Below are 24,507 nucleotides of genomic sequence, written 5' to 3'. Positions count from 1 at the left end.
AGCGAAGGGGTCGCGCGGGTGCAATGGGTCACACCTGCGGTCCGGTCTCTGACCTGCGGGAAGGCCCTTCGCCGCGGAACCCCTGGCACGATCGTCCTATGTCGAAGAGTGCTCGGGTACCGGCCGCGTTCGCGGGGTGCATCGCCGTCGTCCTTGTCGTCGCAGGCTGCGCGGGGGGCGGACAGGGCACCGGTGAGGCCGTCGCCGAACCGTCGGCGGCCGAGGCCGCTCCGGCCGGACCGATCCCCGCCGGGCTCGAGGAGTTCTACACGCAGCAGGTGCAGTGGGGCTCGTGCGACGGGTTCAGCACGGACGGGTCCCCGCTCGGGGACACGCTCGAGTGCGCCGAGGTGACGGTGCCCAACGACTACGCGAATCCAGGCGGGGCCACCGCGCAGATCGCCGTCTCCCGCTCGAAGGCGACCGGCGACAAGATCGGATCGCTGCTCGTGAACCCGGGCGGCCCCGGGGCGTCGGGTATCGGGCTGGCATCCGTGGCCGACGGCACCGCCATCGCCGAGCGGTTCGACGTCATCGGTTTCGATCCGCGCGGCGTCGGCGCGTCCACACCGCAGGTGACCTGCATGACCCCGGCGGAAGTGGACGCGAGGCGCAAGGACGACGACGTCGACATGAGCCCCGCCGGAATCGCACGAACCGAGGCCGAGAACCGCGACTACGCGGACAAGTGCGCGCAGCGGACCGGTGTCGACGTCCTCGCCCATGTCGGCACGAACGACGTGGTGCGCGACATGGACGTCATCCGGGCGGTGCTCGGCGACGAGAAGCTGAACTACCTCGGCTATTCGTACGGAACCCGGCTCGGCTCCACGTACGCGGAGACGTTCCCCGGCAACGTGCGCGCGATGGTCCTCGACGGCGCCCTCGACCCGGAGCAGGACCCGACGCAGGAGGTGATCCTGCAGGCCGCCGGATTCCAGTCCGCGTTCGACGCGTTCGCCGCGGAGTGCATGCAGCAGAAGGACTGTCCGCTCGGCACCGACCCGGCGCAGGCGAATGCGAGGTTCCGGGCGCTCGTCGACCCGCTGATCGGCAAGCCCGCCGCGACCACCGACCCGCGCGGACTCAGCTACACCGACGCGATCACCGGCGTCCAGCAGGCGCTGTATTCGCCGAACCTCTGGGGCCCGCTCCGCGGCGGGCTGGAGAGCCTGCAGTCGGGGACGGGTGATTCGCTGCTGATGCTGGCGGACCTGTACGAGGGGCGCGCCGACGACGGCACGTATTCCAACCTCAACGACGCATTCAATTCCATCCGCTGCATGGACGATCCGCCCGTCACCGACCGCGCGGTTGTCGGGGAGGCGGACGTGCGGTACCGCCAGGCGGCGCCGTTCCTCGACGACGGTCGCGGCACCGGCAACGCTCCACTGGACGTGTGCGCGTTCTGGCCTGCGCCGAACACGGGCGCGCCGCACACCGTGTCCGCGCCGGGGATCCCGCCGGTCGTCGTCGTGTCGACGACCGAGGATCCGGCGACGCCGTACCAGGCGGGTGTGGATCTGGCGAAGCAGATGAACGGCTCGCTCGTCTCGTACCGGGGCACCCAGCACACCGTCGTCCTCGACGGCGAGGCGTGCGTCGACGACGCCGTCACGGACTATCTCGTCGACCTCGCAGCGCCGCCCGCCGAACTGATGTGCTGACCGGTGCCTGTGACGGGATCGCCCGAGGTGCCCGCACGCTGGCCCGATGCGGAATCCGGAACAGCCGAATCAACGAAGTAACACAGATTTAACGAACTTTGCTTACTCTCGCGGACATGGATCGCCAAAAGGAATTCGTGCTTCGCACCCTCGAAGAGCGCGACATTCGGTTCGTCCGATTGTGGTTCACGGACGTTCTCGGATACCTGAAATCGGTGGCGATCGCCCCCGCGGAACTGGAAGGTGCCTTCGAGGAAGGCATCGGCTTCGACGGATCCGCGATCGAGGGCTTCTCCCGGGTGTCCGAGGCGGACACGGTCGCGAAGCCGGACGCCTCCACCTTCCAGGTGCTGCCGTGGAGTTCGAGCAAGGGGCATCAGCATTCCGCCCGCATGTTCTGCGACATCGCCATGCCGGACGGTTCGCCGTCCTGGGCGGATTCGCGGCACGTGCTGCGCCGCCAGCTGAACAAGGCCAGCGATCTGGGCTTCAGCTGCTACGTGCACCCCGAGATCGAGTTCTTCCTCCTCGAGAACGGGCCGATCGACGGCACCCCGCCGAAGCCCGCCGACTCCGGCGGCTACTTCGACCAGGCCGTGCACGACTCCGCGCCCAACTTCCGCCGCCACGCCATCGACGCGCTCGAGTCGATGGGCATCTCCGTCGAGTTCAGCCACCACGAGGCGGCTCCCGGCCAGCAGGAGATCGACCTGCGGTACGCGGACGCCCTGTCGATGGCCGACAACGTGATGACGTTCCGGTACGTCGTCAAGGAGGTCGCGATCGCCGAGGGCGTGCGCGCCACCTTCATGCCCAAGCCGTTCAGCGATCAGGCCGGCTCGGCGATGCACACCCACATGAGCCTGTTCGAGGGCGACACCAACGCCTTCCACAACCCGGACGACCCGATGCAGCTGTCGGAGACCGGTAAGGCGTTCATCGCCGGCATCCTCGAGCACGCCAACGAGATCAGCGCCGTCACCAACCAGTGGGTGAACTCCTACAAGCGCCTGATCCACGGCGGCGAGGCCCCGACCGCGGCGTCCTGGGGTCCGTCCAACCGGTCGGCGCTGGTCCGCGTCCCGATGTACACGCCGAACAAGGCGTCGTCGCGTCGTGTCGAGATCCGCAGCCCAGATTCGGCCTGCAACCCGTACCTGACGTTCGCGGTACTCCTCGCCGCGGGTCTGCGCGGAATCGAGAAGGGCTACGAACTGCCCCCCGAGGCCGAGGACGACGTGTGGGCGCTGACGTCGGCCGAGCGCCGCGCCATGGGCTACCGGGAGCTGCCCGGCAACCTCGACGGCGCACTGCGCGAGATGGAGAAGTCGGAGCTGGTGGCCGAAGCCCTCGGCGAGCACGTGTTCGACTTCTTCCTGCGCAACAAGCGGCGTGAGTGGGAGGAGTACCGGAGCCACGTGACGCCGTTCGAACTCAAGACGTATCTGGGGTTGTGAGCAAGAGCATGGTGAAGCCTCCGGCAGCGCGTTCTGCCGTTCCCGGTCCGGGTCGTCTGGGTCTCGTCGAGCCGACCGCTCCGTCCGAACTCCGCGAGCTGGGCTGGGTCGGTGAGGACAGCATCGAACTGCTGTGGTCGCTGTCGCGGGCCGCGAACGCCGACCTCGCCCTCCGCACCCTGGTGCGCCTGAGGGACGGGCTCGGTGAGAGCTGGGCCGAACTCGATACGGCACTGCGTACCGACAAGGGCCTGCGCGGCCGATTGTTCGGGTTGTTCGGTGCGTCCAGCGCGTTCGGTGACCACTTGGTCGCGGATCCCGCGTCCTGGAAGATCCTCGCCGGCGACGTCCGCCTGCCGTCGAAGGACGAGGCGACCGCCACGATGATGGCCGCGGTCGGCGCCGAACCCGAGGAGGGCGCCCACCCGGACGCCCGCCTGTACCGGGCGAAGGTCACCGGACCCGATGCCATCGCGGCACTGCGCAAGACGTACCGCGACGAACTGATGCTGCTCGCCGCCGTCGACCTCGCGGCGACCGTCGAGAACGAACCGGTACTGCCGTACCAGACCGTCGGGCATCAGCTGTCCGATCTGGCCGATGCGGCGCTCGACGCCGCCCTCGCGGTGGCCGTCGCAGCCGTGTGCCCGGACGCCCCGTGCCCCGTGCGGCTGGCCGTCATCGCCATGGGCAAGTGCGGTGCCCGCGAACTCAATTACGTCAGCGACGTCGACGTGGTCTTCGTCGCCGAACCCGCCGACTCGATCGCCAGCCGCATCGCGGGCGAGATGATGCGCATCGGGTCCTCGGCGTTCTTCGACGTGGACGCGGCGCTGCGGCCGGAGGGCAAGCGCGGGGAACTCGTCCGCACCCTCGAATCCCACGTCGCGTACTACAAGCGCTGGGCCAAGACCTGGGAGTTCCAGGCCCTGCTCAAGGCCCGCCCGATGATCGGTGACGTCGCGCTCGGGCAGCAGTATTTCGACGCCCTCAACCCGATGGTGTGGACCGCGTCGGAGCGCGAGGACTTCGTTCCCGAGGTGCAGGCGATGCGCCGCCGGGTGGAGGAGATGGTTCCCCCGGAACTGCGCGAGCGGGAACTGAAACTGGGTCGCGGCAGCCTGCGCGACGTCGAGTTCGCGGTCCAGCTTCTGCAGCTCGTACACGGGCGCGCCGACGAGGCGTTGCACGTCCAGAGCACCATCGACGCGCTCACCGCACTCGCCGCCCGCGGCTATGTGGGCCGCGACGACGCCGCGAACCTGGCGGCGTCCTACGAGTTCCTGCGGTTGCTCGAGCACCGGCTGCAGTTGCAGAAGCTGCGCCGCACGCACACCCTGCCGCCCGCCGAGGACGAGGAAGCGCTGCGCTGGCTGGCCCGGGCCGCGCACATGCGACCCGACGGCAGCAAGGACGCGCTCGGCGTCCTCAACGCGGAGATCAAACGCAACGCGCACCGGGTGCGGCGCCTGCACGCCAAACTGTTCTACCGGCCGCTGCTCGAATCGGTGGCGCGCATCGACAAGGAAGCGCTGCGGCTGAGCCCGGACGCGGCCATCCGCCAGCTGGCGGCGCTGGGTTACACGGCCCCGGAGAACGCGCTCGGCCACCTCACCGCACTCACCAGCGGTGCGTCCCGCAAGGGCCGCATCCAGGCGCTGCTGCTGCCGACTCTGCTCGAATCGCTCGCCGACACACCGGATCCCGATGCGGGCCTGCTCGCGTACCGGCGGCTGTCGGACGCGATGACCGATCAGACCTGGTTCCTCCGGTTGCTGCGCGACGAGGCCTCGGTCGCCGAGCGGCTGATGACGGTGCTGGGATCCTCGGCCTACGTTCCCGACCTGCTGATCAAAGCACCGGACGTGGTGCGGCTGTTCGCCGATTCACCGGCCGGCCCACGGCTGCTGGAGTCGAAGCCGGAGGACGTCGCCCGCGGCATCCTGACGGCGTCGGCACGACACGACGATCCGGCCCGCGCGATCGCGGCGGCGCGCTCCCTGCGCCGCTACGAACTGGCCCGCATCGCCTCCGCGGACATCCTCGGCATGCTCGACGTGCCGGGCGTGTGCCAGGCGTTGTCGTCCGTGTGGGCGGCCGTGCTCAACGCCGCCCTCGCCGCCGTCATCAAGGCGAGCGAGAAGGAGCTCGGCACGCCCGCTCCCGCGACGTTCACCGTGATCGGTATGGGCCGGCTCGGCGGCGGTGAACTCGGCTACGGTTCGGACGCGGACGTCCTGTTCGTGTGCGAGCCGCGCGAGGGGATCGACGAGACCGTCGCCGTCAAGTGGGCCAACAGCATCGGCGACAAGGTGCGGACCCTGCTCGGCGCGCCGAGCACCGATCCGCCGCTCGAGGTGGACACGGGCCTGCGGCCGGAGGGGCGCAGCGGCCCGATGGTGCGCACGCTGGCGTCCTACGAGGCCTACTACGCGCAGTGGGCACAGGCGTGGGAGATCCAGGCGCTGCTGCGCGCCCATCACGTGGCCGGCGACGCCGACCTGGGTCTGCGCTTCCTGCACATGATCGACAAGACCCGCTACCCCGAGGGCGGGGTGTCGGAGCAGGCGGTCCGCGAGATCCGGCGCATCAAGGCGCGCGTCGACTCCGAGCGGCTGCCGCGCGGCGCCGACCCCGCGACCCACACCAAGCTCGGGCGCGGCGGGCTCGCCGACATCGAGTGGACCGTGCAGCTGATCCAGCTGCGGCACGCCCACGAGATCGAGTCGCTGCACAACACGTCGACCCTCGAGACACTCGACGCGATCGGTGCCGCCGAGTTGCTCAGCGAGTCTGACGTCGAACTGCTGCGCGACGCGTGGATCACGGCGACGAAGGCACGCAACTGCCTCGTCCTCGTCCGCGGCAAGGCCACCGATCAGCTGCCCGGGTCGGGACGCGTCCTGTCCGCGGTCGCGCAGATCGCCGGCTGGGGCGGCGGCGACGCCGGCGAGTTCCTCGACAACTACCTGCGGGTGACCCGGCGGGCCAAGGCCGTGGTGGAGAGAGTCTTCGGGGAGTGATCGCCACCTGGGGGGTGCGAGCACTGATCGCCCTCGGGTGGCTCGCGGTGCTCGTCGGCGTGTTCGGTGTGGTGCTGCGATTCCTCGACGTCCAGAATCAGCGTCTGCTCGTGCTGGCGTCCGCGGCGCCCTACCTGATGGCGGCCGCCGCGGTCGGGGTTCTGCTGCTGGGAATCACCCGGCACTGGATCGGGTTCGGGGTCGCGCTGACCGTGGCCGCGGTGGCCACCCTGTCGCAGGGCCCGCTGTACGTGGCGAATTCGGCGCCGGCGTCCGGGCCGGAGCTGACCGTGATGCAGGCCAACATCTGGCTCGGCAACGCGGACGCCGACTCCCTCGTCCGGCAGATCCGGGACCGCGACGTCGACGTGCTCACCGTCGACGAACTCACGCCGGAGGCCGTCGACCGGCTGGGGGCCGCGGGCCTCGAATCGACCCTGCCGTACTCGTTCCTCATGCCCGGCGGCGGCGGTGAGGGAACCGGGATCTGGAGCCGGTACCCACTGACCGACAAGGTCCACCACTCGGAGTTCGTGCTGTCCGCGCTGTCGGCCAGGGTGGAACTCCCGGACGGCGCGAGCACGGCACTGTACGCGTTCCACCCGGTCCCGCCGTGGCCGTCGGATCCGTCGCTGTGGTCACGCGAAATGGACCGCATCAAAGCCATTCTCGACGCCGTCCCCGCCGACTCGGGACCCGTGATCGTCAGTGGCGACTTCAACTCCACCCGCGACCACGTGAAGTACCGCAACCTGGTGACCGGACGCTACCGTGATGCCGCCGACCAGGTCGGTGCCGGAATTCAGAACACGTATCCCGCCGACCGGCAGCCGTTTCCGCCGATGATCGCGATCGATCACATCGTCACGAGCGGGGCGCAGGCGCAGTCCGTGGAATCGGTGGTGCTGACGGGCTCGGATCACCGGGGCCTCGTCGCCAGGATCACCCTCGGCGGCTGACCGTCACGGGAGCGTGACGAATCCCTTCTGCACCAGCCAGTCCCGGGCCACGTCGGCCGGTTCCTCGCCCTCCACGTCGACCCGCCGGTTCAGTTCGGTGATCTCCTCGTTGGTCAGGGCCGCAGAGATCGGGGCCATCACCTCCGCCACCTGCGGGTGCTCCTCGGCGAAATCCTTGCGCATCGTGATCGCCGGGTTGTACTTCGGGAAGAACTGGCGATCGTCTTCCAGCAGCACCAGATCGAGCGCGATGATGCGGCCGTCCGTCGTGAACACCTCACCGAACTTGCACTGGGTTCCGTCCGCGGTGGCCTGATAGATGATGCCGGTCTGCAGGATCTGGCGGTTCGCGCGAGCCGGATCGAAGCCGTACTTGGCGGCCATGCCCGGGAATCCGTCCTGGCGGACGTTGAACTCGGTCTCCACGCACGTCGTCGCCGCGGCGGGGTCGCGGTTGACCAGGTCCGCGTACTCCGACAGCGTGGTGATCCCGGTCTCCTCGGCGGTCTGCCTGCTCATCGCGAGCGCGTACGTGTTGTTCATCGGGGCGGGATCCACCCACACCATGCCGTTGCGTTCGAGGTCCTCGTCGCGGACGGCCTCGAACTGCGCGGTCGGGTCGGGAATCGGAATCTCGTTGCCGAGGTAGTTGATCCACCCGGTGCCGGTGTACTCGTAGGTGACGTCGATCTGACCGTCCAGCTGGGCGTCCCGCGTGCTGTTGGACCCCTGGATGTTGGTGAGGTCGCGCACGTCGGCGCCTGCGGCGCTGAGCGCGAATTCGATGATGTACCCGAGGGTGACCTGCTCGGTGAAGTCCTTGGACCCGACGGTGATCGGGACGCCCTCGAGTTCGGGCACGGGCTGGATGCTGCCCGGCTCCACCGACAGCGGCAGGGCGCCTCCGGATTCGAGACCGCAGGACACTGCGAGGACCCCGCAGAACGTCACGGCCGTCGCGGCGATCGCCTTCCGCAGGAGGTTCATCAGCGCAGCCCCTTCGGGCCGAGGAACTCCTCGGCCAGGGCGCCGCACCAGTCGACGAGCAGCGCCAGCGCGACCGCGAGCACGGCTCCCACGACCAGAGTCACGTTGTCGCGCAGCTTGTATCCGGTGTCGATGAGGATGCCGAGACCGCCGGCGCTGACGAGGAAACTGAGCGTCGCGGTGCCCACCGCGAGGACCAGCGACGTGCGCAGTCCGGCGAGGATGTACGGGACGGCGAGCGGGAACTCGACCTTGCGCAGCACGAGACCGGCCGTCATGCCCTGTCCCCGCCCGGCGTCGATGACCGCGGGATTGACCTCCTGCAGACCGAGGATCGTGTTCCGCAGCACGGGCAGGAGGGAGTAGAACGCGATGGGGAGCACCCCGATCCAGAATCCGGTGGTCCCCGTCGCGAGGAACAGCAGCACGAGCAGTCCGATGGCAGGCGCGGCCTGCCCGATGTTGGCGATGCCGATGAAGACCGGTGCCAGCTTGGTGAACCCGGGCCGGGTGAGCAGGATCCCGAGCGGGACGGCGACGATGACGACGATCACCACCACGACCACGGTGATCAGCACGTGCTGCCACGTCAGGGTCGCGATGTTCGCGGCGTTGAGACTGCCCTTCTGCGTGGCGGTCAGGTCTCGGCTGAACGCCCAGCCGAGGACACCCACCACCAGGAACAGGACGAGGATCGGCTGGACCAGCAGGCGGGCCCGCTCCGATCGCCGGGCGGCCGGAGCGGTGGGCTTCGTGGTGACGGCGGCCGTCATGACGGTGTCCCGCGCTCACTCGCCCCGTCCTGCTGCGGCTCGGCGTCCTCGTCGTCGTGCGCGTGTTCTTCACGCATCGCGGACAGGTGTGCCACCAGCGTGTCGATCGTGATCAGGCCGCGGTACTCGCCGTGCAGGCCGGTGACGATCGTCGACGCGCTGCTCTCCGCCAGCAGTGCCTCGAGGGCGTCCTGCAGTGTCGACTGGGTGGACATCACCTCGTCGATCGGGTCGCCGAGGTCGTGCAGCGAGGTGGCGGTGGCCAGATGGTGCAGCGACACCCAGCGGATCGGCCGGTCCCGCGCGTCCAGGACGATGCCCCACTTGATCTTGCGGGGGGAGATCGCCGCCCGCAGATCGTCCACCGAGCCGTCCTCGTACGCGGTCGGGCAATCGAGGAGTTCGACCTCCGCCACCCGGGTGAGCGTCAGCTGCTTCAGCGATGCGTCGGCGCCGATGAACCCGGCGACCATGTCGTTGGCGGGATGCGCGAGGATGGCCTCCGGCGTGTCGTACTGCATGATGTGCGACTGGTTGCCCAGCACCGCGATGCGATCGCCCAGCTTGACCGCCTCGTTGAAATCGTGCGTCACGAACACGATCGTCTTGCCGAGATCGGACTGCAGTCTCATCAACTCGTCCTGCAGTAGTGCGCGGGTGATCGGGTCGACCGCGCCGAACGGCTCGTCCATCAGCAGCACCGGGGGATCGGCGGCCAGTGCCCGCGCCACCCCCACCCGCTGCTGCTGACCGCCCGACAACTGGCGGGGGTAGCGTTCCCGGTAGAGGCCGGGTTCCAGTCCGACGAGGTCGAGCATCTCGTCGGTGCGGTCGGCGATCTTCTTCTTGTCCCAGCCGATCAGCCCGGGGACGGTGCCGACGTTCTTGGCGATGGTCAGGTGCGGGAACAGCCCGGCCTGCTGAATCGAGTAGCCGATGCCGCGCCGCAGCTTGTCGGGGTCGATGGACAGGGCGTCCTTGCCGCCGATCGTGATCTTCCCCGACGTCGGTTCGATGAGCCGGTTGATCATCCGCATCGTGGTGGTCTTCCCGCAGCCGGACGGGCCGACGAGGACCACGATCTCCCCGGCCGGGATGCGCATCGACACGTTGTCGACCGCCGCCTTCTCCTGGCCGGGATAGCTCTTGACGACGTCTTCGAGGACGATGTCCACGCCCGAGACCGTGCTGCCGTTGGTGTGAGGTGTATCGAGATCAGTCACGGATCCCCCTGGAGGTGGTGAGTCGGCCGACGACGGCGAGGACGCCGTCGAGTACGAGGGCGAGGATCACGATGAGCACGGTCCCCGTGAGGGCCTGCGGTATCGCTGTCGGGCTGCCGACGCGGGACAGTCCCGAGAAGATCAGGTTGCCGAGCCCGGGGCCCTTGGCGTAGGCGGCGATCGCGAGGATGCCCATCAGCATCTGCGTGCTCACCCGCATGCCCGTCAGGATCGACGGCCACGCGAGGGGGAGTTCGATCCTGCTCAGCACGGTCGTGCGGCTCATCCCCACACCGCGGGCGGCGTCGGTGACGGCGGGGTCGACGGACGCGAGTCCGAGGATGGTGTTCCGGATGATCGGCAGCAGCGCGTACAACACCAGGGCGGTCACGGTGGGGGCCACACCGAGCCCGAGGATCGGGATGAGCAGGCCGAGCAGGGCGAACGACGGGATGGTGAGGATCGTGCCGGCCAGGGCGGTCGCGATCGCGGAGCCGGCGGGGCTCCGGTACACCAGGATCCCGATCGCCACCGCGACGATCGTGGCGATGACCACCGACTGCACGACGGCACTGACGTGCAGGAGCGAGTCTGTGAGGAGTTGCTGTTTCCTGGCGGAGACGAAGTCCCACAGTTGCTGCATGTCCAACCGCGCACACCTTTCTCCAGATGTGAAAACAGACCTCGGTCCTTCACAGTGCTATGTACCCGGACATCGCGCAGGTGAATCGGGAAACTCCCGTCAGGTCGTGGGGATCATGAACAGCAGGGTGCACACGCCGATCGAGATCGCGAACAGCACGACCATGACGGTGTAGCCCAGGTTCCGCCGCCGGGCAGGGATCGCCGGGTCCATCCACCACCCGAACGCCTTGAACGCCGCGGGAACCGCCCACCACCCGAGGATCTGGGTGGTGACCAGGTTCCCGATGAACAGGGCGACCGCGATCGGCACACCGTGCGCCTCGATGAACGGCGCGCTGAAGAAATGACCCCAGATCACGACCAGCGGGTACAGCACCAGCAGCGCCAGCAGGTTGCTGCGGGCGACGGGCACCGGGGGCGGTTCGTCGCCGCCCGTGCCGCGGAACCAGAAGTCGAAACCGTAGCTCGCTTTGCGGATCCGGAGATTCCTGTTGAACTTCTCACCCTCCTCGAGGAGGGCGGCCCGCTCCGGTGAATCCATCCACGACCCCAGGTTGTCCTCGGTGTCGAAGCTGAGCACGATCGTCCAGTCCTCGGTGATTCCCTGCACCGGCCTCTCGACCTTGTGCCCCCGGAAGCCGCGGAACCCTGCCTCGGCGGCGGAGATCTTCCGCTGCCAGTCCATGAACGCCGACTCGTCCGCGGGGTCGACGTGACAGGAGATGACCACCGACGTCGCGGACTGCTCCCGGGTCTGCTCACCGGTGAGCAGGTGGACGTCCTCGTTGCCGATGAAGGCGTGCTTGATCTCCGCCACCAGTTCCGTCCGCAGGTCGCTGTCGAGCCACGCCCGGGCGTCGTCGAGGGTGGTGAACCGCAGCACGTCCACCCAGTCGTCCTGCACGGGCGGCGACGGCGGCACGATGTCCTGATCGATGAAACCGGGAACCGTCGCGAGGGCGTCCGCCGCGCGTTTCTGCCACTGCGAATATTCGGCGTAGCGGGCGTCGTCGATCCGGCGTTGAAAGATCACCGACACCGGGGATGCGGCTGGGCCGTGCTGGCTCGGGTGCGGCACGTGAGATCACCTCCGGTCGGTTCGTGGTGCGGGCGCCTCGGCGGGGGAACTGTCGGACTGCCGGGCGGATGTGGTGAGCAGGAGCAGAATTCCGGCGCCGGCGCCGAGAGCGAGGTAGAGCCAGCCGAGCGGTGCCTGACTGTTCTCCGGCAGCACGCCCGCGACGGCCATCGCCGCGCTGACGACGAGATAGCAGGCGGCGGTGACGACACCGCCGATCAGCCCGAGATTGCGGGTGAACAGCCCGAGAGCCAGCCCGTACATCTGTGGGCAGAGCACGCCGCATCCGGCGAGTGCGAGGCAGGCGCCGATCGTGATGGCCGGTGCGGTGACGACGGACATCCCGGCCGTGACGGCCAGTACCAGCGCGCCGAGCACGAACACCCACCAGGCGCCGAAAGCGAGGCGGCGGGTGCCGACCCGGACGGCGAGTGCGCTGCAGGCGAGTTCGCCGAGAAGGTTGGCGCCGCCCACGACGAGCGCCACCGCGCCGTACGCGGCGGGGGAGAAGCCGAGGATCTCCTGGTACAGGAAGGGCGCGACGACGCCGAACACCATCTGGGCGGACGCCATCAGTCCGAACACGAGCACGAAGCCCACGAAGAGGCGGTGGCGCAGCGCGGCCCGCAGCACCCGCGCCGCCGCCGTCGCATCGACCGGTGATCGCGATTCCTTCGGAAGCGTCTCCGGCAGTCCCGCGAAGACGAGGGGAACGGCGAGCGCAGCCAGAAGCGCGATCAGCCCGAACACCAGGCGCCACGACATGAACTGCACGAGCACACCGCCCACGGCGGGCGCGAGGACGGGGGCCAGCCCCCACGCGGCCCCGAGGAGACCGGACACGGATGTGAGCCGGGCGCCGCGGTAGCAGTCGGCGGCGATCGCATACGCGAGGACGAGGCACGCACACCCGCCGATACCCTGCACGAATCGCAGCCCGAGCAGGACCGTGATGTTCTGCACGAGTGCGCATCCCACACTGGTGACGACGAGGATCGTCAGGCAGGTCAGCAGAGTTCGTTTGCGGCCCACAGCATCCGCGATCAGTCCGACCGGGATGAACGCCAGACTCATGCCCAGCATGTACGCCGTCACCGTGTTCTGCACGACGGCCGCGGACGAGTCCAGATCGAGCACCATTCGCGGCAGCGCCGGGGTGTAGATGTCCAGCGGGATCTGGCTGAGCGGAATCACCAGCAGCAGGATGACCACGACACGGCGCGGCACCGGGACGCCGGTCGGCGTCGTGGGCACTGACATCCCGCACCACCTGCTTCTCGACCCATGGGGGATGGAGAACGGAGCAAGTTTCCCGAAAGTCTTCACGTGAACATGCCGCAACGGTCCGTGCGGTCGGTTCCCTGGATCATACGACTGCGCACTGCCGCGCCGTGCCGGTTCCGGGTGCGCCCGCAGCGGGGGAGCCCGCGACGCACAACGAGCCCACCCATGTCACCGGCTGGAATCAGCAGGCGCCACGGATGGGCTCGTCAGGAAGTGCCGGCCCGCATGTCGGCGGGCATCACGACTTACACGTCGTAGTACAGCTGGAACTCGTAGGGGTGCGGACGCAGGTTGACCGGAGCGATCTCCTGCTCACGCTTGAGCGAGATCCACGTCTCGATCAGGTCGGAGGTGAACACGCCGCCCTCGGTGAGGTAGTCGTGGTCGGCCTCGAGGCGGTCGATGACAGCCGACAGGCTGGTGGGGGCCTGCGGGATGTTGCGGGCCTCCTCCGGCGGGAGCTCGTAGAGGTCCTTGTCGACGGGAGCCTGCGGCTCGATCTTGTTCTTGATGCCGTCCAGGCCGGCCATCATCTGCGCCGCGAAGTTCAGGTAGGGGTTACCCGAGGAGTCGGGGGCGCGGAACTCGAGGCGCTTGGCCTTCGGGTTGTTGCCGGTGATCGGGATACGCACGGCCGCCGAGCGGTTGCGCTGGCTGTACACCAGGTTGATGGGGGCTTCGTAGCCCGGCACCAGGCGGTGGTACGAGTTGATCGTCGGGTTGGTGAAGGCCAGCAGCGACGGAGCGTGGTGCAGGATGCCGCCGATGTAGTGACGCGCCATGTCGGACAGGCCCGCGTAGCCGGCCTCGTCGTGGAACAGCGGCTTGCCGTCCTTCCACAGCGACTGGTGGACGTGCATGCCCGAACCGTTGTCGCCGAACAGCGGCTTCGGCATGAAGGTGGCCGACTTGCCGTGCTGCCAGGCAGTGTTCTTCACGATGTACTTGAACAGCTGCAGGTCGTCAGCGGCTGCGAGCAGCGTGTTGAACTTGTAGTTGATCTCCTGCTGGCCGCCGGTGCCCACCTCGTGGTGGCCGCGCTCGAGCTCGAAGCCCGCGTTCTGCAGGTTGGTGGAGATCTCGTCGCGCAGGTCGACGTAGTGGTCGTACGGAGCGACGGGGAAGTAACCGCCCTTGGGGCGGACCTTGTAGCCCAGGTTGGGGCTGCCGTCGGCGTTCACGTCGTTGCCGGTGTTCCAGGAACCCGAGATGGAGTCGAGTTCGTAGAACGCGCCGTTGATGCCGGAGTCGTAGCGGACCGAGTCGAAGATGTAGAACTCGGCCTCGGCGCCGAAGAAGGCGGTGTCGGCGATGCCGGTCGACTTCAGGTATTCCTCGGCCTTGCGCGCGACGTTACGCGGGTCGCGGCTGTAGGACTCGCGCGTGAACGGGTCGTGCACGAAGAAGTTGATGTTCAGCGTCTTGGCGGCGCGGAAGGGGTCGATCTGGGCGGTGGCGACGTCGGGGAGGAGCATCATGTCGGACTCGTGGATCGACTGGAAGCCGCGGACGGACGAACCGTCGAACGCGAGGCCGTCCTCGAACACGTCCTGGTTGAACGCGGACGCGGGGATCGAGAAGTGCTGCTGCACACCCGGCAGGTCGCTGAACCGGATGTCGACGTACTCGACGTTCTCGTCCTTGATGAACTTGATGACCTCTTCGGCCGTGGTGAACGCCACGCTTGTGCTCCTTAAGTCGCTTCAGCCAAGTGGATATTGGCGAAATTCGTCGAGCCAGACGGTATGGACTTGGTGTTGCCCGCCGGTCAACCTTTTGTTTCGCCCGTGTTACACGTCGAATCTTCCTGGGCTTTTACATCCGCTGTGACTGCGCACACAGCCCCAAGCTCCGGTGTGAGGTCCTCGGAGAGACGACGCCTATCCTGGACAGCATGGCACGTATCACCGGTTCTTGGCTCTCCGGACCTTCGGCTGCACTGCCGGACGGCGCCGACGAGACGACGCAGTCCTTCCGGGGCGAGCGCCTCGGGTTGCAGGCGGAGGGACCCGGTTCACTCGCGAGCACGGGACGCCGTCTCGCCGCGCTGATGATCGACTGGGTGTCGTCGGCCGGCGTCGCGGCTCTGATCATCGGCGACAACTTCTTCGACGGCCCGTTCTCCACGATCACACTGCTCGTCTGGTTCGTCGTCGGTGTCACCACGGTGACGCTGTTCTCCTTCACCCCGGGGCAGTTGTTCCTCGGCATGCAGGTGGCGCGCGTGGACGGACCCGCCCGCGTCGGCTTCGTGCGGGCCCTGGTGCGTCAGGCGCTGCTCGTGTTCGTCGTGCCCGGCACCATCACGGACGTCGACGGTCGCGGCATGCAGGACCGCGCCACCGGCACCGCGCTGATCCGCACGCGCTGACCCCCGAACGTCTTCCGCCCGATGTCGGATTCGACATCGGGCGGAGTAGGTGTGACGCGGACCAGGTGGAAGGCGACCGGCTTCTAGCGGCGACGGATGGTGCGCTGCACGCCGCGCATCTTCGCGCCGCCGGGCATCGGACCCTTGGGCAGTGCCGCGCCGCCACCGCGGCTGCTGAGCGCGGCGAGCCGCGACTCGATGGCGTCCATCCGCTTGGTGTCGATGTTCTTGGGAAGCTTGTTCAGGTGCTTCTGCAGCTGCGACAGCGGGACCTGGCCCTCGTCGTTGCCGATGACGATGTCGTAGATCGGGGTGTCGCCGACGAGGCGCGCCGTCTTCTTCTTCTCCTGGGCGAGGAGCGACTTCACGCGCTGCGGCGAGCCCTCGGCGACCAGGATGACGCCGGGGCGTCCGATCACGCGGTGCACGGCGTCGAGTTGGGTGGTGCCCGCGACCGCGCTGGTCACGCGCCAGGAGCCCTGCATGTTGTCGAGCGCCCACGCGGCCGCACCGGCCTGGCCCTCGGCCTTGCCGTACACCGTCTTCTGCACGCGCCGGCCGAAGATGATGAACGCACCGAGGACGCCGAGGAGGAGGCCGATCGGGAGGAGGAACCACTGCAGGCCCCAGATCAGACCGACGAGGAAGAACACCACCGCGAGTCCGACGAGTGTGCCGAGCATGAGCGGCAACAGCAGCTTGTCTTCCTTGCGCTGCATCTGGAACGCCTGCCAGAGCTGGGTTCTGCGTTCCTTCGACGCCTGCCTGCGGGCTGCCTTGGCGGCTGCCTTTGCTTCTTTACTGGGTTTGCCCGCTTTACCGGTTTTACTGCCGTTCGCCATGCTCTTCAGGATACGTCCCTGGCCGTGCGCGGTGATGACCCGTCCGGTGTCGATCACCGCGCACCCGCCGTGGTCAGCGGGCGAGGCGCGCCATGAGGGAACTGGCCTCCTGCGAGGCGTCACCGCTTTCGGTGAGATGCGCCTGTCCAGCAGGCAATTCGCGCCCGTGGTGGGCCATCGCCTGCGCGTAGAGGCGGCCGGCGCGGTACGACGAGCGGACGAGCGGTCCGGCCATGACGCCGGCGAACCCGATCTCCTCGGCGGCCTTGGAGTGCTCGACGAACTCTTCGGGCTTGACCCACCGCTCGACGGGGTGGTGGCGGGGGGAGGGGCGCAGGTACTGGGTGATGGTGATGATGTCGCAGCCCGCGTCGTGCAGGTCGTGCAGCGCCTGGGTGACCTCGTCGGGGGTCTCGCCCATGCCGAGGATGAGGTTCGACTTGGTGACCAGGTTGTCTTCGCGGGCGGCGGTGATCACGTCGAGGCTGCGCTGGTAGCGGAACGCGGGCCGGATCCGCTTGAAGATGCGGGGGACGGTTTCGACGTTGTGGGCGAGCACCTCGGGGCGGGTGGAGAACACCTCGGCGAGCTGGTCGGGTTTGGCGTTGAAATCGGGGATGAGCAGTTCGACGCCGGTGCCGGGGTTGAGCTGGTGGATCAGGCGGACGGTTTCGGCGTAGAGCCAGGCGCCGCCGTCGGGGAGGTCGTCGCGGGCGACGCCGGTGATGGTGGAGTAGCGCAGTCCCATCGCCTGGACGGATTCGGCGACGCGGCGGGGTTCGTCGCGGTCGAGGTCGTCGGGTTTGCCGGTGTCGATCTGGCAGAAGTCGCAGCGGCGGGTGCACTGTTCACCGCCGATGAGGAACGTCGCCTCGCGGTCTTCCCAGCATTCGTAGATGTTGGGGCAGCCGGCTTCTTCGCAGACGGTGTGCAGACCCTCGCGTTTGACGAGGCTTTTGAGCTCGGAGTATTCCGGGCCCATCTTCGCTCTCGTCTTGATCCAGTTGGGTTTGCGTTCGATCGGAGTCTCCGCATTTCGGATCTCGAGGCGGAGCAGTTTGCGTCCTTCTGGGGCCACAGTCACGGAGACGATGGTACGCCCGGCCCGTCGCACCCGGCGGGCCGGGGAGCGGAGGTCAACCGTACTGAACAGTAGTGAAGGTGGGTGCGGAGGACGTCGTCTCCGCGGCGGCGGAGTCGAACGTCACCCGCTCGATGTCGTGGTCGGTCACCGGAAGTTCGCCGTCGAGTGCGGCGACGACGGCCGCCGTCACCGCGGGTGTGACCTCCTCGACCGTGACGTCGCGGCCCAGTTCCCGCGACAGCGACGTCACCCCGGCGTCGCGGATGCCGCACGGGATGATCGCGTCGAAGCCCGTCAGAACGGAGTTGCAGTTGAGCGAGAAGCCGTGCAGAGCGACACCGCGCTGCACCCGCACCCCGATCGCCGCGACCTTCCGCTCGGGCAGCCACTGCCCGTTGTCGAGGGACGCGGGCAGCCACACGCCGGAGCGGCCGTCCACTCGGCCGCAGACGATGCCGAGGTCGGTGCACACGGAGATCAGCGCCTGCTCGAGCCTGCGGACGTAGCGCACGACGTCGACCGGTTCGGCGAGCTTGACGATCGGGTAGCCCACCAGCTGTCCCGGGCCGTGCCAGGTGATCTTCCCGCCGCGGTCGACGTCGATGACGGGAGTGCCGTCGGTGGGACGATCCTCCGGTTCGGTGCGGCGTCCCGCGGTGTAGACGGCGGGGTGTTCGAGCAGGAGCAGCGTGTCGGTGCCCACGCTCTCGGCGCGCTGCGCCGCCAGCTCGCGCTGTCGGTCCCAGGCGTCGACGTACCCGATCGTGCCGAGGTGTTCGACGGAGATCGGAGAGGGGCTGAAACGGGCGGATTGTGTCGCGCTGCTCATGCGCTAGAGGTTACGCCGGGCCGGTGGCCGTACCGCCACGAGCCGGGTTCACCGCACGAGGGCGGCGTCGAGCGCTTCCCCGATGGTGTTGTGCCGGAACCGGAATCCCGCGTTCTCGAGCACCGTCGGGATCGCGCGCTGCCCGGCCAGAATGCCTTCCTGCGCGAACTCGCCCACCAGCGCGCTGAGCGCGAACCCGGGCACGATCCACGGGGCGGGGCGGTGCATCGTCCGCGAGACCGCGCCGTTGAACTGCGCGTTGGTGACGGGTGCCGGGCCGGTGACGTTCACGGGACCGGCCACGTCGTCGCGGGAGAGCACGAACTTGATCGCATCGACCTCGTCCTCCAACGAGATCCACGACAGGTACTGGCGGCCGTTGCCGAGCCGGCCGCCGAGCCCGAACGAGTACAGGGTCTTCAGCCGGCCGAGCAGGCCGCCGTGGGGGGACAGGACGATGCCACTGCGCAGCCGCACCGTCCGGATCTTCGAGTCGTCGGCGGGGGCCGTCGCGGCCTCCCAGTCGCGGCAGGTGTCCGCGAGGAAACCCGTCCCGGACGGCGAGGTCTCGTCGACGACGCGGTCGCCGGTGTCGCCGTAGTAGCCGACGGCGCTCGCATTCACGAACACGGGAACCCCGGCCTCGGCGACAGCCTCGGCCAGGACGTCGGTGGCGGCGATCCGGCTGTCCCGGATCAGTTGCTTGTATGCGCCGGTCCAGCGTTTGTCGCCGATCCCGACGCCGCACAGATTCACGACCGCGTCGGCGTCCACGAGGATCCCGGTGTCGAGCCGGTCCTTCTGCGGATCCCAGCGGGACTCGTCGGGACCCGCCGACGACCGGCGGACCAGACGGACGACGTCGTGACCGTCGCCGCGGAGGGACGAGACGAGAGCGGTGCCAATCAGCCCGGAGGATCCGGCGATGACCACGCGCATGTGCAACAGCCTCCTTCACAGCGCAGGGGCACCATCCCTGCTGGAAATGGTGCCCCTGCGAAACTACGTTCGGCTCGAAGTCCGGTGACGGATCAGAGGCCGAGATCGGCCTCGAACGCGCCCTGCTCCAGACGCTGCTTGATCGTGGTCAGGAAGCGGCCGGCGTCGGCACCGTCGACGAGACGGTGATCGTAGGTCAGCGGCAGGTAGCACATCGAGCGGACGCCGATGCTCTCGCTGCCGGACTCGTCGGTCACGACCACGGGACGCTTGACGATCGCACCGGTTCCGAGCATCGCGGCCTGCGGGGGCACGAGGATCGGGGTGTCGAACAGGGCGCCCTGGCTGCCGATGTTCGTGATCGTGAACGTGCCACCGGACAGCTCGTCCGGCTTGAGCCCACCGGAGCGGGCGCGCTTGGCGATGTCCGCGATGGCGCGGGCCAGTCCGGCCAGCGACAGGTCGCCGGCGTTGTGGATCACGGGGGACAGCAGGCCCTGGTCGGTGTCGACCGCGATGCCCAGGTGCTCGGCGTCGTAGTAGGTGATCTGCTTGTTCGCCTCGTCGTAGCTGGCGTTGACGTTCGGGTGCGACTTCAGCGCCTCGACGACGGCCTTCGCGAAGAACGGGAGGAACGTGAGCTTGACGCCCTCGCGCTCGACGAAGGTGTTCTTGGCCTGCGCGCGCAGGGCCGCGATCTTGGTGACGTCGACCTCGAAGGTCTGGGTGAGCTGCGCCGTGCTCTGCAGCGACTCCCGGGTCTTCGTGGCGGTGATCTGGCGAATCCGGTTGGCCTTCTGCGTGGTTCCGCGCAGGTGGGCCAGCTCGGGGCGGACCCCGGCGGAGGCGGCTGCCGGAGCAGCGGCGGCAGGCCGTGCGGCGGCAGGCGCGGCAGCGGCGGCCGGTGCCTTCTTGGCTTCGGCGGCAGCGAGAACGTCCTGCTTACGGATGCGGCCACCGACTCCGGTGCCCGTGACCGAGGACAGATCGACGCCGTTGTCCGCGGCGAGCTTACGTACCAGCGGGGTGACGTACGGGGTGCTGTCCCCGGACGTCGCCGCGGGAGCGGGTGCAGCGGCGGCGGGAGCAGGCGCGGATGCTGCCGGTGCGGCGGCCGGAGCCGGAGCGCTCTGGGCGGGTGCGGGCTTCGCCGGTTCCGGGGCCGGAGCGGGCTTCGCGGGCTCGGGGGTGGGCTCGGGCTTCGGTGCCGCGGCCGGCTTGGCGGCGGGCGCACCCGAACCGATCACGGCGAGCTGACCGCCGACGGAGACGGTGTCGTCTTCCTCGGCGCTGATCTCGAGAAGCGTGCCTGCGACGGGGGACGGGATCTCCGTGTCGACCTTGTCGGTGGACACCTCGACGAGCGGCTCGTCCACGGCGACCTCGTCGCCGACGGCCTTGAGCCAGCGGGTGACGGTGCCCTCGGTGACGGACTCACCCAGTTCGGGCATGTTCACCGCGGTGCCGTCGGCGGAACCGCCGCCGGACGCTGCGGGCGCGGGCTCTGCGGCCGGGGCCTCCGCGGCGGGAGCCGGCTCTGCGGCGGGCTCTGCGGCGGCGGGTGCGGGAGCGGAGTCGGAGGCGGGAGCCTCACCGGCGTCGCCGATCACGGCAAGTTCGCCACCGATTTCGACGGTGTCGTCTTCCTGAGCAACGATCTTGCTGAGAACGCCGGCCACGGGAGACGGGATTTCCGTGTCCACCTTGTCCGTGGAGACTTCGAGCAAGGGTTCGTCAACTTCGACCGTGTCTCCTTCCTGCTTGAGCCACCGCGTGACAGTTCCCTCGGTGACACTCTCACCAAGCGCTGGCATCTGGACGGAGAAGGCCATGTCTTTTGACTCCTCGACAGTTGTGTTCGGGTTGTTGAATTTTGTCGACTTGTGGTCGTGAACCATTGTGCTCGAGATGCACGTGTCTTGCGTCTACTTGCAGGTAATTCCGATTCGTCGTCACCCACTCGCTGTGTCGGCGCTCCACATCTTTCCATTGATCCGACGGGCGCGTCCGCCGAGGGGGACCCCCCGACGACTCCGGTGTGTCGCCACGTAATCCCTACTGGCCGGTAGTTTTCGTGCGCGGCGGAAACCGGACGTTCGCTGGCAAACTTGGAGGACATCGCGGGCGCCGTCCCGCGTACGCACTCGAGGAGGCTCGACGTGGGGTTGTTCGACCGTTTCTCGCGGCCTCGGTCCGGCCGATCTCAGGCGTCCCCGGAGGATGCCGCCCATCTCGCGAACTGGACTCGCACGCACCTCGGTGTAGAGGCGTACGTGGAACCCCGGACGACAGTGACCGAAGTCACCGTCGTGCTCGTCGCGGCGGACGGCGAGTGGACCCGGCGCCGGGTGGGCGGCGAACGCGGCGCCCGCAAACTCGGGGAGGATCTCCGCATCCCGGTGTACGACGTCCGCAAGACCGGCTACCCGCAGCGGATGCGCGACCACGACGCGCGGCGCCGCATCGAGCGGAAGCGGGAGCGCGAACGCGACCTGTAGGCGGCTCCGCCGCCCGTGCGCCTTTGTGGTTGCTGGAACAACCGGAAAGGCGCACGAGCCCGGAGGGCCTAACCGTTGGCGGCGATGTCCTCGATCACCGAGATCATGGTGCGCACCGGCACGCCGGTGCCGCCGCGGCCGGTGTAACCCCACGGTCCCGACGAGTTGTAGGCCGGTCCGGCGACGTCGATGTGCGCCCACTGGACGCCGTCGGCGACGAACTCCTTCAGGTACAGGGCCGCCGCGAGCATGCCGCCCCAGCGGTGATTCGTGACGTTGGCGAGGTCGGCGATCTTCGAGTCGAGGTCCGAGCGCAGTTCGGCGGGCATCGGCATGGCCCACGCGTTCTCACCGATCGTCTGGGAGATGGCGGCGACGCGGTCGCGGAACTCGTCGGTGCCCATGACGCCGGGGGTCCGGTTGCCCAGTGCCACCATCTGCGCGCCGGTAAGCGTCGCCGTGTCGATCAGGTAGTCGGGTTCGTCCTCGCAGGCGCGGACGATGGCGTCGGCGAGGACGAGGCGTCCCTCCGCGTCGGTGTTGATGACCTCCACCGTGGTTCCGCCGTACTGGGTGAGGACGTCGCCGGGGCGCTGCGCGGTGGACGACGGCATGTTCTCGGCCATCGGGACGGTGGCGGTGACGTCAACGGGCAGTCCGAGTTTGGCGGCGAGGACCACGGTCGCGACAACGGCTGCGGCGCCGCCCATGTCGGACGTCATGTTCTCCATGCCTGCGGCGGGCTTGATGGAGATGCCGCCGGTGTCGAACGTGATGCCCTTGCCGACGAGCGCGACCTTGGGGGCGTTCCGCTTCTTGGCGGAGTAGCTGAGGCGGACCAGTCGCGGCAGGCGGGACGAGCCCTTGCCTACTCCGAGGATGCCGCCGTACCCGTTCTTTTCGAGCGCCTTCTCGTCCAGGACCTCGACCTTCAGTCCCGCGTCGGTGCCGAGTGTCTTTGCGCGGTCGGCGAATTCGGCGGGGAAGAGGTGGCTCGGGGGTGTGTTGACGAATTCGCGTGCGGTGGCGACGGCTTCGGCGATCGCCGACGAGCGTGCGAGGGTGTCCTTCGCCTCCTTCGCCCGCGGGGACGACACCAGCAGCTCCACCCGGGAGACGGGCTGTGCGTCCGGGCCGGGAGCGGACTTCGCGGACTTGAATTCGGTGAACCGGTACGCGCCGAGGGCGAAACCTTCGGCTGCCGCACCGAGATCGAGCACGGACAGGGTGGTCGCGACAGTGCCGACACCGCTGAGCGAACGCGCCGCGGCGCCCGCGGACTTGCGGATCTGCTCGGCGTCGAGTTTCTCGGCCGAACCGAGTCCGACGGCGAGCACGCTGTCGACCGGCAGCGTGCCGGGTGCCGGGATGCGGGTGGTCTCCTCGGCCTTGCCGGAGGCGCCCACCGCGACGAGCGTGTCGAGCAGGTCGGTCAGCACCGATTCGTCGACGATGCCGTCTCCGAGCGCGATTTCGGGGCCGTCCGGGCTCGACGTCAGTCCGATCACCAACACGTCCACGCGCTTGCCGACGGTGCCGGCCAGTGCGAGTTGTGGTCCGAGGGGTCGGGCTGTGCGAGTGCTCACGGTGTCTCTCCTGCAGCGGTGGGGGATGAGTGGTGCCGGGTGGCCGACGTCCGTCCCGATGGTAGTGCTCCGCCGTCGTCGGCTACCCGGTGCGCGTCTACCCGGAGGTCCGATAGGTTGAGGCGCATGACCGAGGAGCAGTTGTCGCAGGGGCCCGTCCACGCCGTCCACGTCGAACTCGGGGCCACGTTCGCTCCGTTCGGTGGCTGGGAGATGCCCGTGTCGTATGCCGGCACCGTCGCCGAGCACACCGCGGTCCGTGAATCGGTCGGAGTGTTCGACGTCAGCCACCTCGGCAAGGCCCTCGTGCGGGGCAGCGGCGCCGCCGCGTTCGTGAACTCGGCGCTGACCAACGACCTCGACAAGATCGGGCCCGGCAAAGCGCAGTACACGCTGTGCTGCACGCCGTCGGGTGGAGTGATCGACGATCTGATCGCCTACTACGTGGGCCCCGACGAGGTGTTCCTCGTCCCCAACGCGGCCAACACCGCGGACGTGGTCGCGGCACTGGCCGCCGCCGCCCCCGACGGGGTCACTGTGGAGGACCAGCACCGGGACTTCGGCGTGATCGCCGTGCAGGGGCCGAAGTCGGTAGAGGTGCTCACCGCGCTCGGCCTGCCGACCGACATCGACTACATGGCCTTCACGGACGCCACCTGGGACGGCGTTCCCGTCCGTGTCTGCCGCAGCGGGTACACCGGCGAGATCGGCTTCGAGCTGCTGCCACGCTGGGAAGACAGCGAGAAGTTGTTCCGGGCGGCGGTCGAGCAGGTTCGCGCTCACGGCGGCCAGGTCGCCGGTCTCGGCGCCCGGGACACGCTGCGCACCGAGATGGGGTACCCGCTGCACGGGCACGAGTTGTCGCTCGAGATCTCGCCGCTCGAGGCGCGCTGCGGCTGGGCGATCGGCTGGAAGAAGCCGAAGTTCTGGGGCAGGGAGACTCTCGCCGACGAGAAAGCGTCCGGCCCGGCCCGCAGGCTGTGGGGCATCAAGGCGCTGGACCGCGGGGTCCTGCGCGCCGGTCAGACCGTGCTCCGCGACGGCGAGTCGATCGGCGAGACCACGTCGGGCACGTTCTCGCCCACGCTCAAGGTTGGGATCGCGCTGGCGCTGCTCGATTCCGGGTCCGGGGTGTCGGCCGGAGACGAGATCTCCGTGGACGTCCGGGGGCGCTCGCTGCGCGCCGAGGTGGTGTCCCCGCCGTTCGTGGAGATCAACACCAAGTAAGCACCTGTCGCGGACGACCTGTCGGCGGTGGGGCG

At 68.7% G+C, this 24,507-nt stretch carries 20 protein-coding genes; 7 read left to right on the top strand and 13 right to left on the bottom strand.

Features of this window, described 5'->3' with window-relative positions; translation table 11 throughout:
• Window positions 1-98: 98 nt before the first annotated feature.
• The 4 genes from JWS14_RS06055 to JWS14_RS06040 all read left to right on the top strand — a co-directional run bounded on the left by JWS14_RS06055 (window position 99) and on the right by JWS14_RS06040 (window position 7,106).
• Complete coding sequence (locus tag JWS14_RS06055) at window positions 99-1,667, top strand: alpha/beta hydrolase (RefSeq protein WP_072945507.1); 1,569 nt, start codon at window positions 99-101, stop codon at window positions 1,665-1,667.
• A 116-nt stretch (window positions 1,668-1,783) separates the two neighbouring features.
• Window positions 1,784-3,124, top strand: coding sequence for a type I glutamate--ammonia ligase (gene glnA, locus JWS14_RS06050; protein ID WP_005247775.1), 1,341 nt, complete (start codon window positions 1,784-1,786; stop codon window positions 3,122-3,124).
• 8 nt (window positions 3,125-3,132) lie between these two features.
• Window positions 3,133-6,147, top strand: a complete 3,015-nt coding sequence (locus tag JWS14_RS06045; RefSeq protein WP_072945566.1) for a bifunctional [glutamine synthetase] adenylyltransferase/[glutamine synthetase]-adenylyl-L-tyrosine phosphorylase — start codon at window positions 3,133-3,135, stop codon at window positions 6,145-6,147.
• Complete coding sequence (locus JWS14_RS06040) at window positions 6,144-7,106, top strand: endonuclease/exonuclease/phosphatase family protein (protein WP_206012683.1); 963 nt, start codon at window positions 6,144-6,146, stop codon at window positions 7,104-7,106. The genes JWS14_RS06045 and JWS14_RS06040 overlap by 4 nt, the downstream gene beginning before the upstream one ends.
• Window positions 7,107-7,109: 3 nt before the next feature.
• On the opposite strand, the gene JWS14_RS06035 is transcribed toward JWS14_RS06040, so the two are convergent.
• The 7 genes from JWS14_RS06035 to glnA (JWS14_RS06005) all read right to left on the bottom strand — a co-directional run bounded on the left by JWS14_RS06035 (window position 7,110) and on the right by glnA (JWS14_RS06005) (window position 14,778).
• The gene (locus JWS14_RS06035; RefSeq protein WP_072945503.1) at window positions 7,110-8,093 is read right to left on the bottom strand and encodes a glycine betaine ABC transporter substrate-binding protein; all 984 of its coding nucleotides are present in this window, start codon (window positions 8,091-8,093) and stop codon (window positions 7,110-7,112) included.
• Window positions 8,093-8,866 carry an ABC transporter permease gene (locus tag JWS14_RS06030; protein ID WP_072945501.1) on the bottom strand — a complete coding sequence of 258 codons (774 nt, stop codon included), beginning with the start codon at window positions 8,864-8,866 and terminating at the stop codon, window positions 8,093-8,095. The genes JWS14_RS06035 and JWS14_RS06030 overlap by 1 nt, the downstream gene beginning before the upstream one ends.
• Window positions 8,863-10,089: an ABC transporter ATP-binding protein gene (locus JWS14_RS06025; protein WP_072945499.1), complete on the bottom strand. Its 1,227-nt coding sequence runs from the start codon at window positions 10,087-10,089 to the stop codon at window positions 8,863-8,865. Before JWS14_RS06025 ends, JWS14_RS06030 begins: the two co-directional genes overlap by 4 nt.
• Window positions 10,082-10,732, bottom strand: coding sequence for an ABC transporter permease (locus JWS14_RS06020; RefSeq protein WP_072945497.1), 651 nt, complete (start codon window positions 10,730-10,732; stop codon window positions 10,082-10,084). The genes JWS14_RS06025 and JWS14_RS06020 overlap by 8 nt, the downstream gene beginning before the upstream one ends.
• Before the next feature lie 99 nt (window positions 10,733-10,831).
• Window positions 10,832-11,812 (bottom strand): putative antibiotic biosynthesis monooxygenase, encoded by a 981-nt coding sequence (locus JWS14_RS06015; protein ID WP_072945495.1) that lies wholly within the window; start codon window positions 11,810-11,812, stop codon window positions 10,832-10,834.
• Between the two features lie 6 nt (window positions 11,813-11,818).
• Entirely contained in the window at window positions 11,819-13,072 is a 1,254-nt protein-coding gene (locus tag JWS14_RS06010; protein ID WP_206012682.1) for a multidrug effflux MFS transporter, read from the bottom strand.
• Window positions 13,073-13,341: 269 nt separating this feature from the next.
• Window positions 13,342-14,778 (bottom strand): type I glutamate--ammonia ligase, encoded by a 1,437-nt coding sequence (gene glnA / locus JWS14_RS06005; RefSeq protein ID WP_005247755.1) that lies wholly within the window; start codon window positions 14,776-14,778, stop codon window positions 13,342-13,344.
• A gap of 212 nt (window positions 14,779-14,990) precedes the next feature.
• On the opposite strand from glnA (JWS14_RS06005), the gene JWS14_RS06000 reads away from it, so the two are divergent.
• Window positions 14,991-15,467, top strand: coding sequence for an RDD family protein (locus tag JWS14_RS06000; RefSeq protein ID WP_072945490.1), 477 nt, complete (start codon window positions 14,991-14,993; stop codon window positions 15,465-15,467).
• Between the two features lie 83 nt (window positions 15,468-15,550).
• Here JWS14_RS06000 and JWS14_RS05995 read toward each other — a convergent pair whose 3' ends face one another.
• From JWS14_RS05995 to sucB, 5 genes are all read right to left on the bottom strand, one after another.
• Window positions 15,551-16,309 (bottom strand): DUF4191 domain-containing protein, encoded by a 759-nt coding sequence (locus JWS14_RS05995; protein ID WP_072945564.1) that lies wholly within the window; start codon window positions 16,307-16,309, stop codon window positions 15,551-15,553.
• A gap of 73 nt (window positions 16,310-16,382) precedes the next feature.
• The gene (gene lipA / locus JWS14_RS05990) at window positions 16,383-17,393 is read right to left on the bottom strand and encodes a lipoyl synthase (RefSeq protein ID WP_179377860.1); all 1,011 of its coding nucleotides are present in this window, start codon (window positions 17,391-17,393) and stop codon (window positions 16,383-16,385) included.
• Window positions 17,394-17,445: 52 nt separating this feature from the next.
• Entirely contained in the window at window positions 17,446-18,222 is a 777-nt protein-coding gene (gene lipB / locus JWS14_RS05985) for a lipoyl(octanoyl) transferase LipB (RefSeq protein ID WP_206012681.1), read from the bottom strand.
• A gap of 48 nt (window positions 18,223-18,270) precedes the next feature.
• Window positions 18,271-19,161, bottom strand: a complete 891-nt coding sequence (locus tag JWS14_RS05980; protein WP_206012680.1) for a TIGR01777 family oxidoreductase — start codon at window positions 19,159-19,161, stop codon at window positions 18,271-18,273.
• A gap of 92 nt (window positions 19,162-19,253) precedes the next feature.
• On the bottom strand, window positions 19,254-20,993 hold the full coding sequence (sucB, locus tag JWS14_RS05975) for a 2-oxoglutarate dehydrogenase, E2 component, dihydrolipoamide succinyltransferase (RefSeq protein ID WP_206012679.1): 1,740 nt from the start codon (window positions 20,991-20,993) through the stop codon (window positions 19,254-19,256).
• A gap of 327 nt (window positions 20,994-21,320) precedes the next feature.
• On the opposite strand from sucB, the gene JWS14_RS05970 reads away from it, so the two are divergent.
• Window positions 21,321-21,659 (top strand): oxidoreductase, encoded by a 339-nt coding sequence (locus JWS14_RS05970; RefSeq protein ID WP_072945480.1) that lies wholly within the window; start codon window positions 21,321-21,323, stop codon window positions 21,657-21,659.
• A 68-nt stretch (window positions 21,660-21,727) separates the two neighbouring features.
• On the opposite strand, the gene JWS14_RS05965 is transcribed toward JWS14_RS05970, so the two are convergent.
• Window positions 21,728-23,245, bottom strand: a complete 1,518-nt coding sequence (locus JWS14_RS05965; protein ID WP_095865228.1) for a leucyl aminopeptidase — start codon at window positions 23,243-23,245, stop codon at window positions 21,728-21,730.
• Between the two features lie 126 nt (window positions 23,246-23,371).
• Here JWS14_RS05965 and gcvT point away from each other — a divergent pair, with 126 nt between their 5' ends.
• Complete coding sequence (gene gcvT / locus JWS14_RS05960; RefSeq protein ID WP_072945477.1) at window positions 23,372-24,472, top strand: glycine cleavage system aminomethyltransferase GcvT; 1,101 nt, start codon at window positions 23,372-23,374, stop codon at window positions 24,470-24,472.
• Window positions 24,473-24,507 lie beyond the last annotated feature (35 nt).

The sequence above is a fragment of the Rhodococcus koreensis genome, assembly GCF_017068375.1.
Taxonomy (GTDB): Bacteria; Actinomycetota; Actinomycetes; order Mycobacteriales; family Mycobacteriaceae; genus Rhodococcus_F; species Rhodococcus_F koreensis.
Note: the sequence above shows the minus strand (reverse complement) of the source record. Positions and strands in the feature narration are given on the sequence as shown.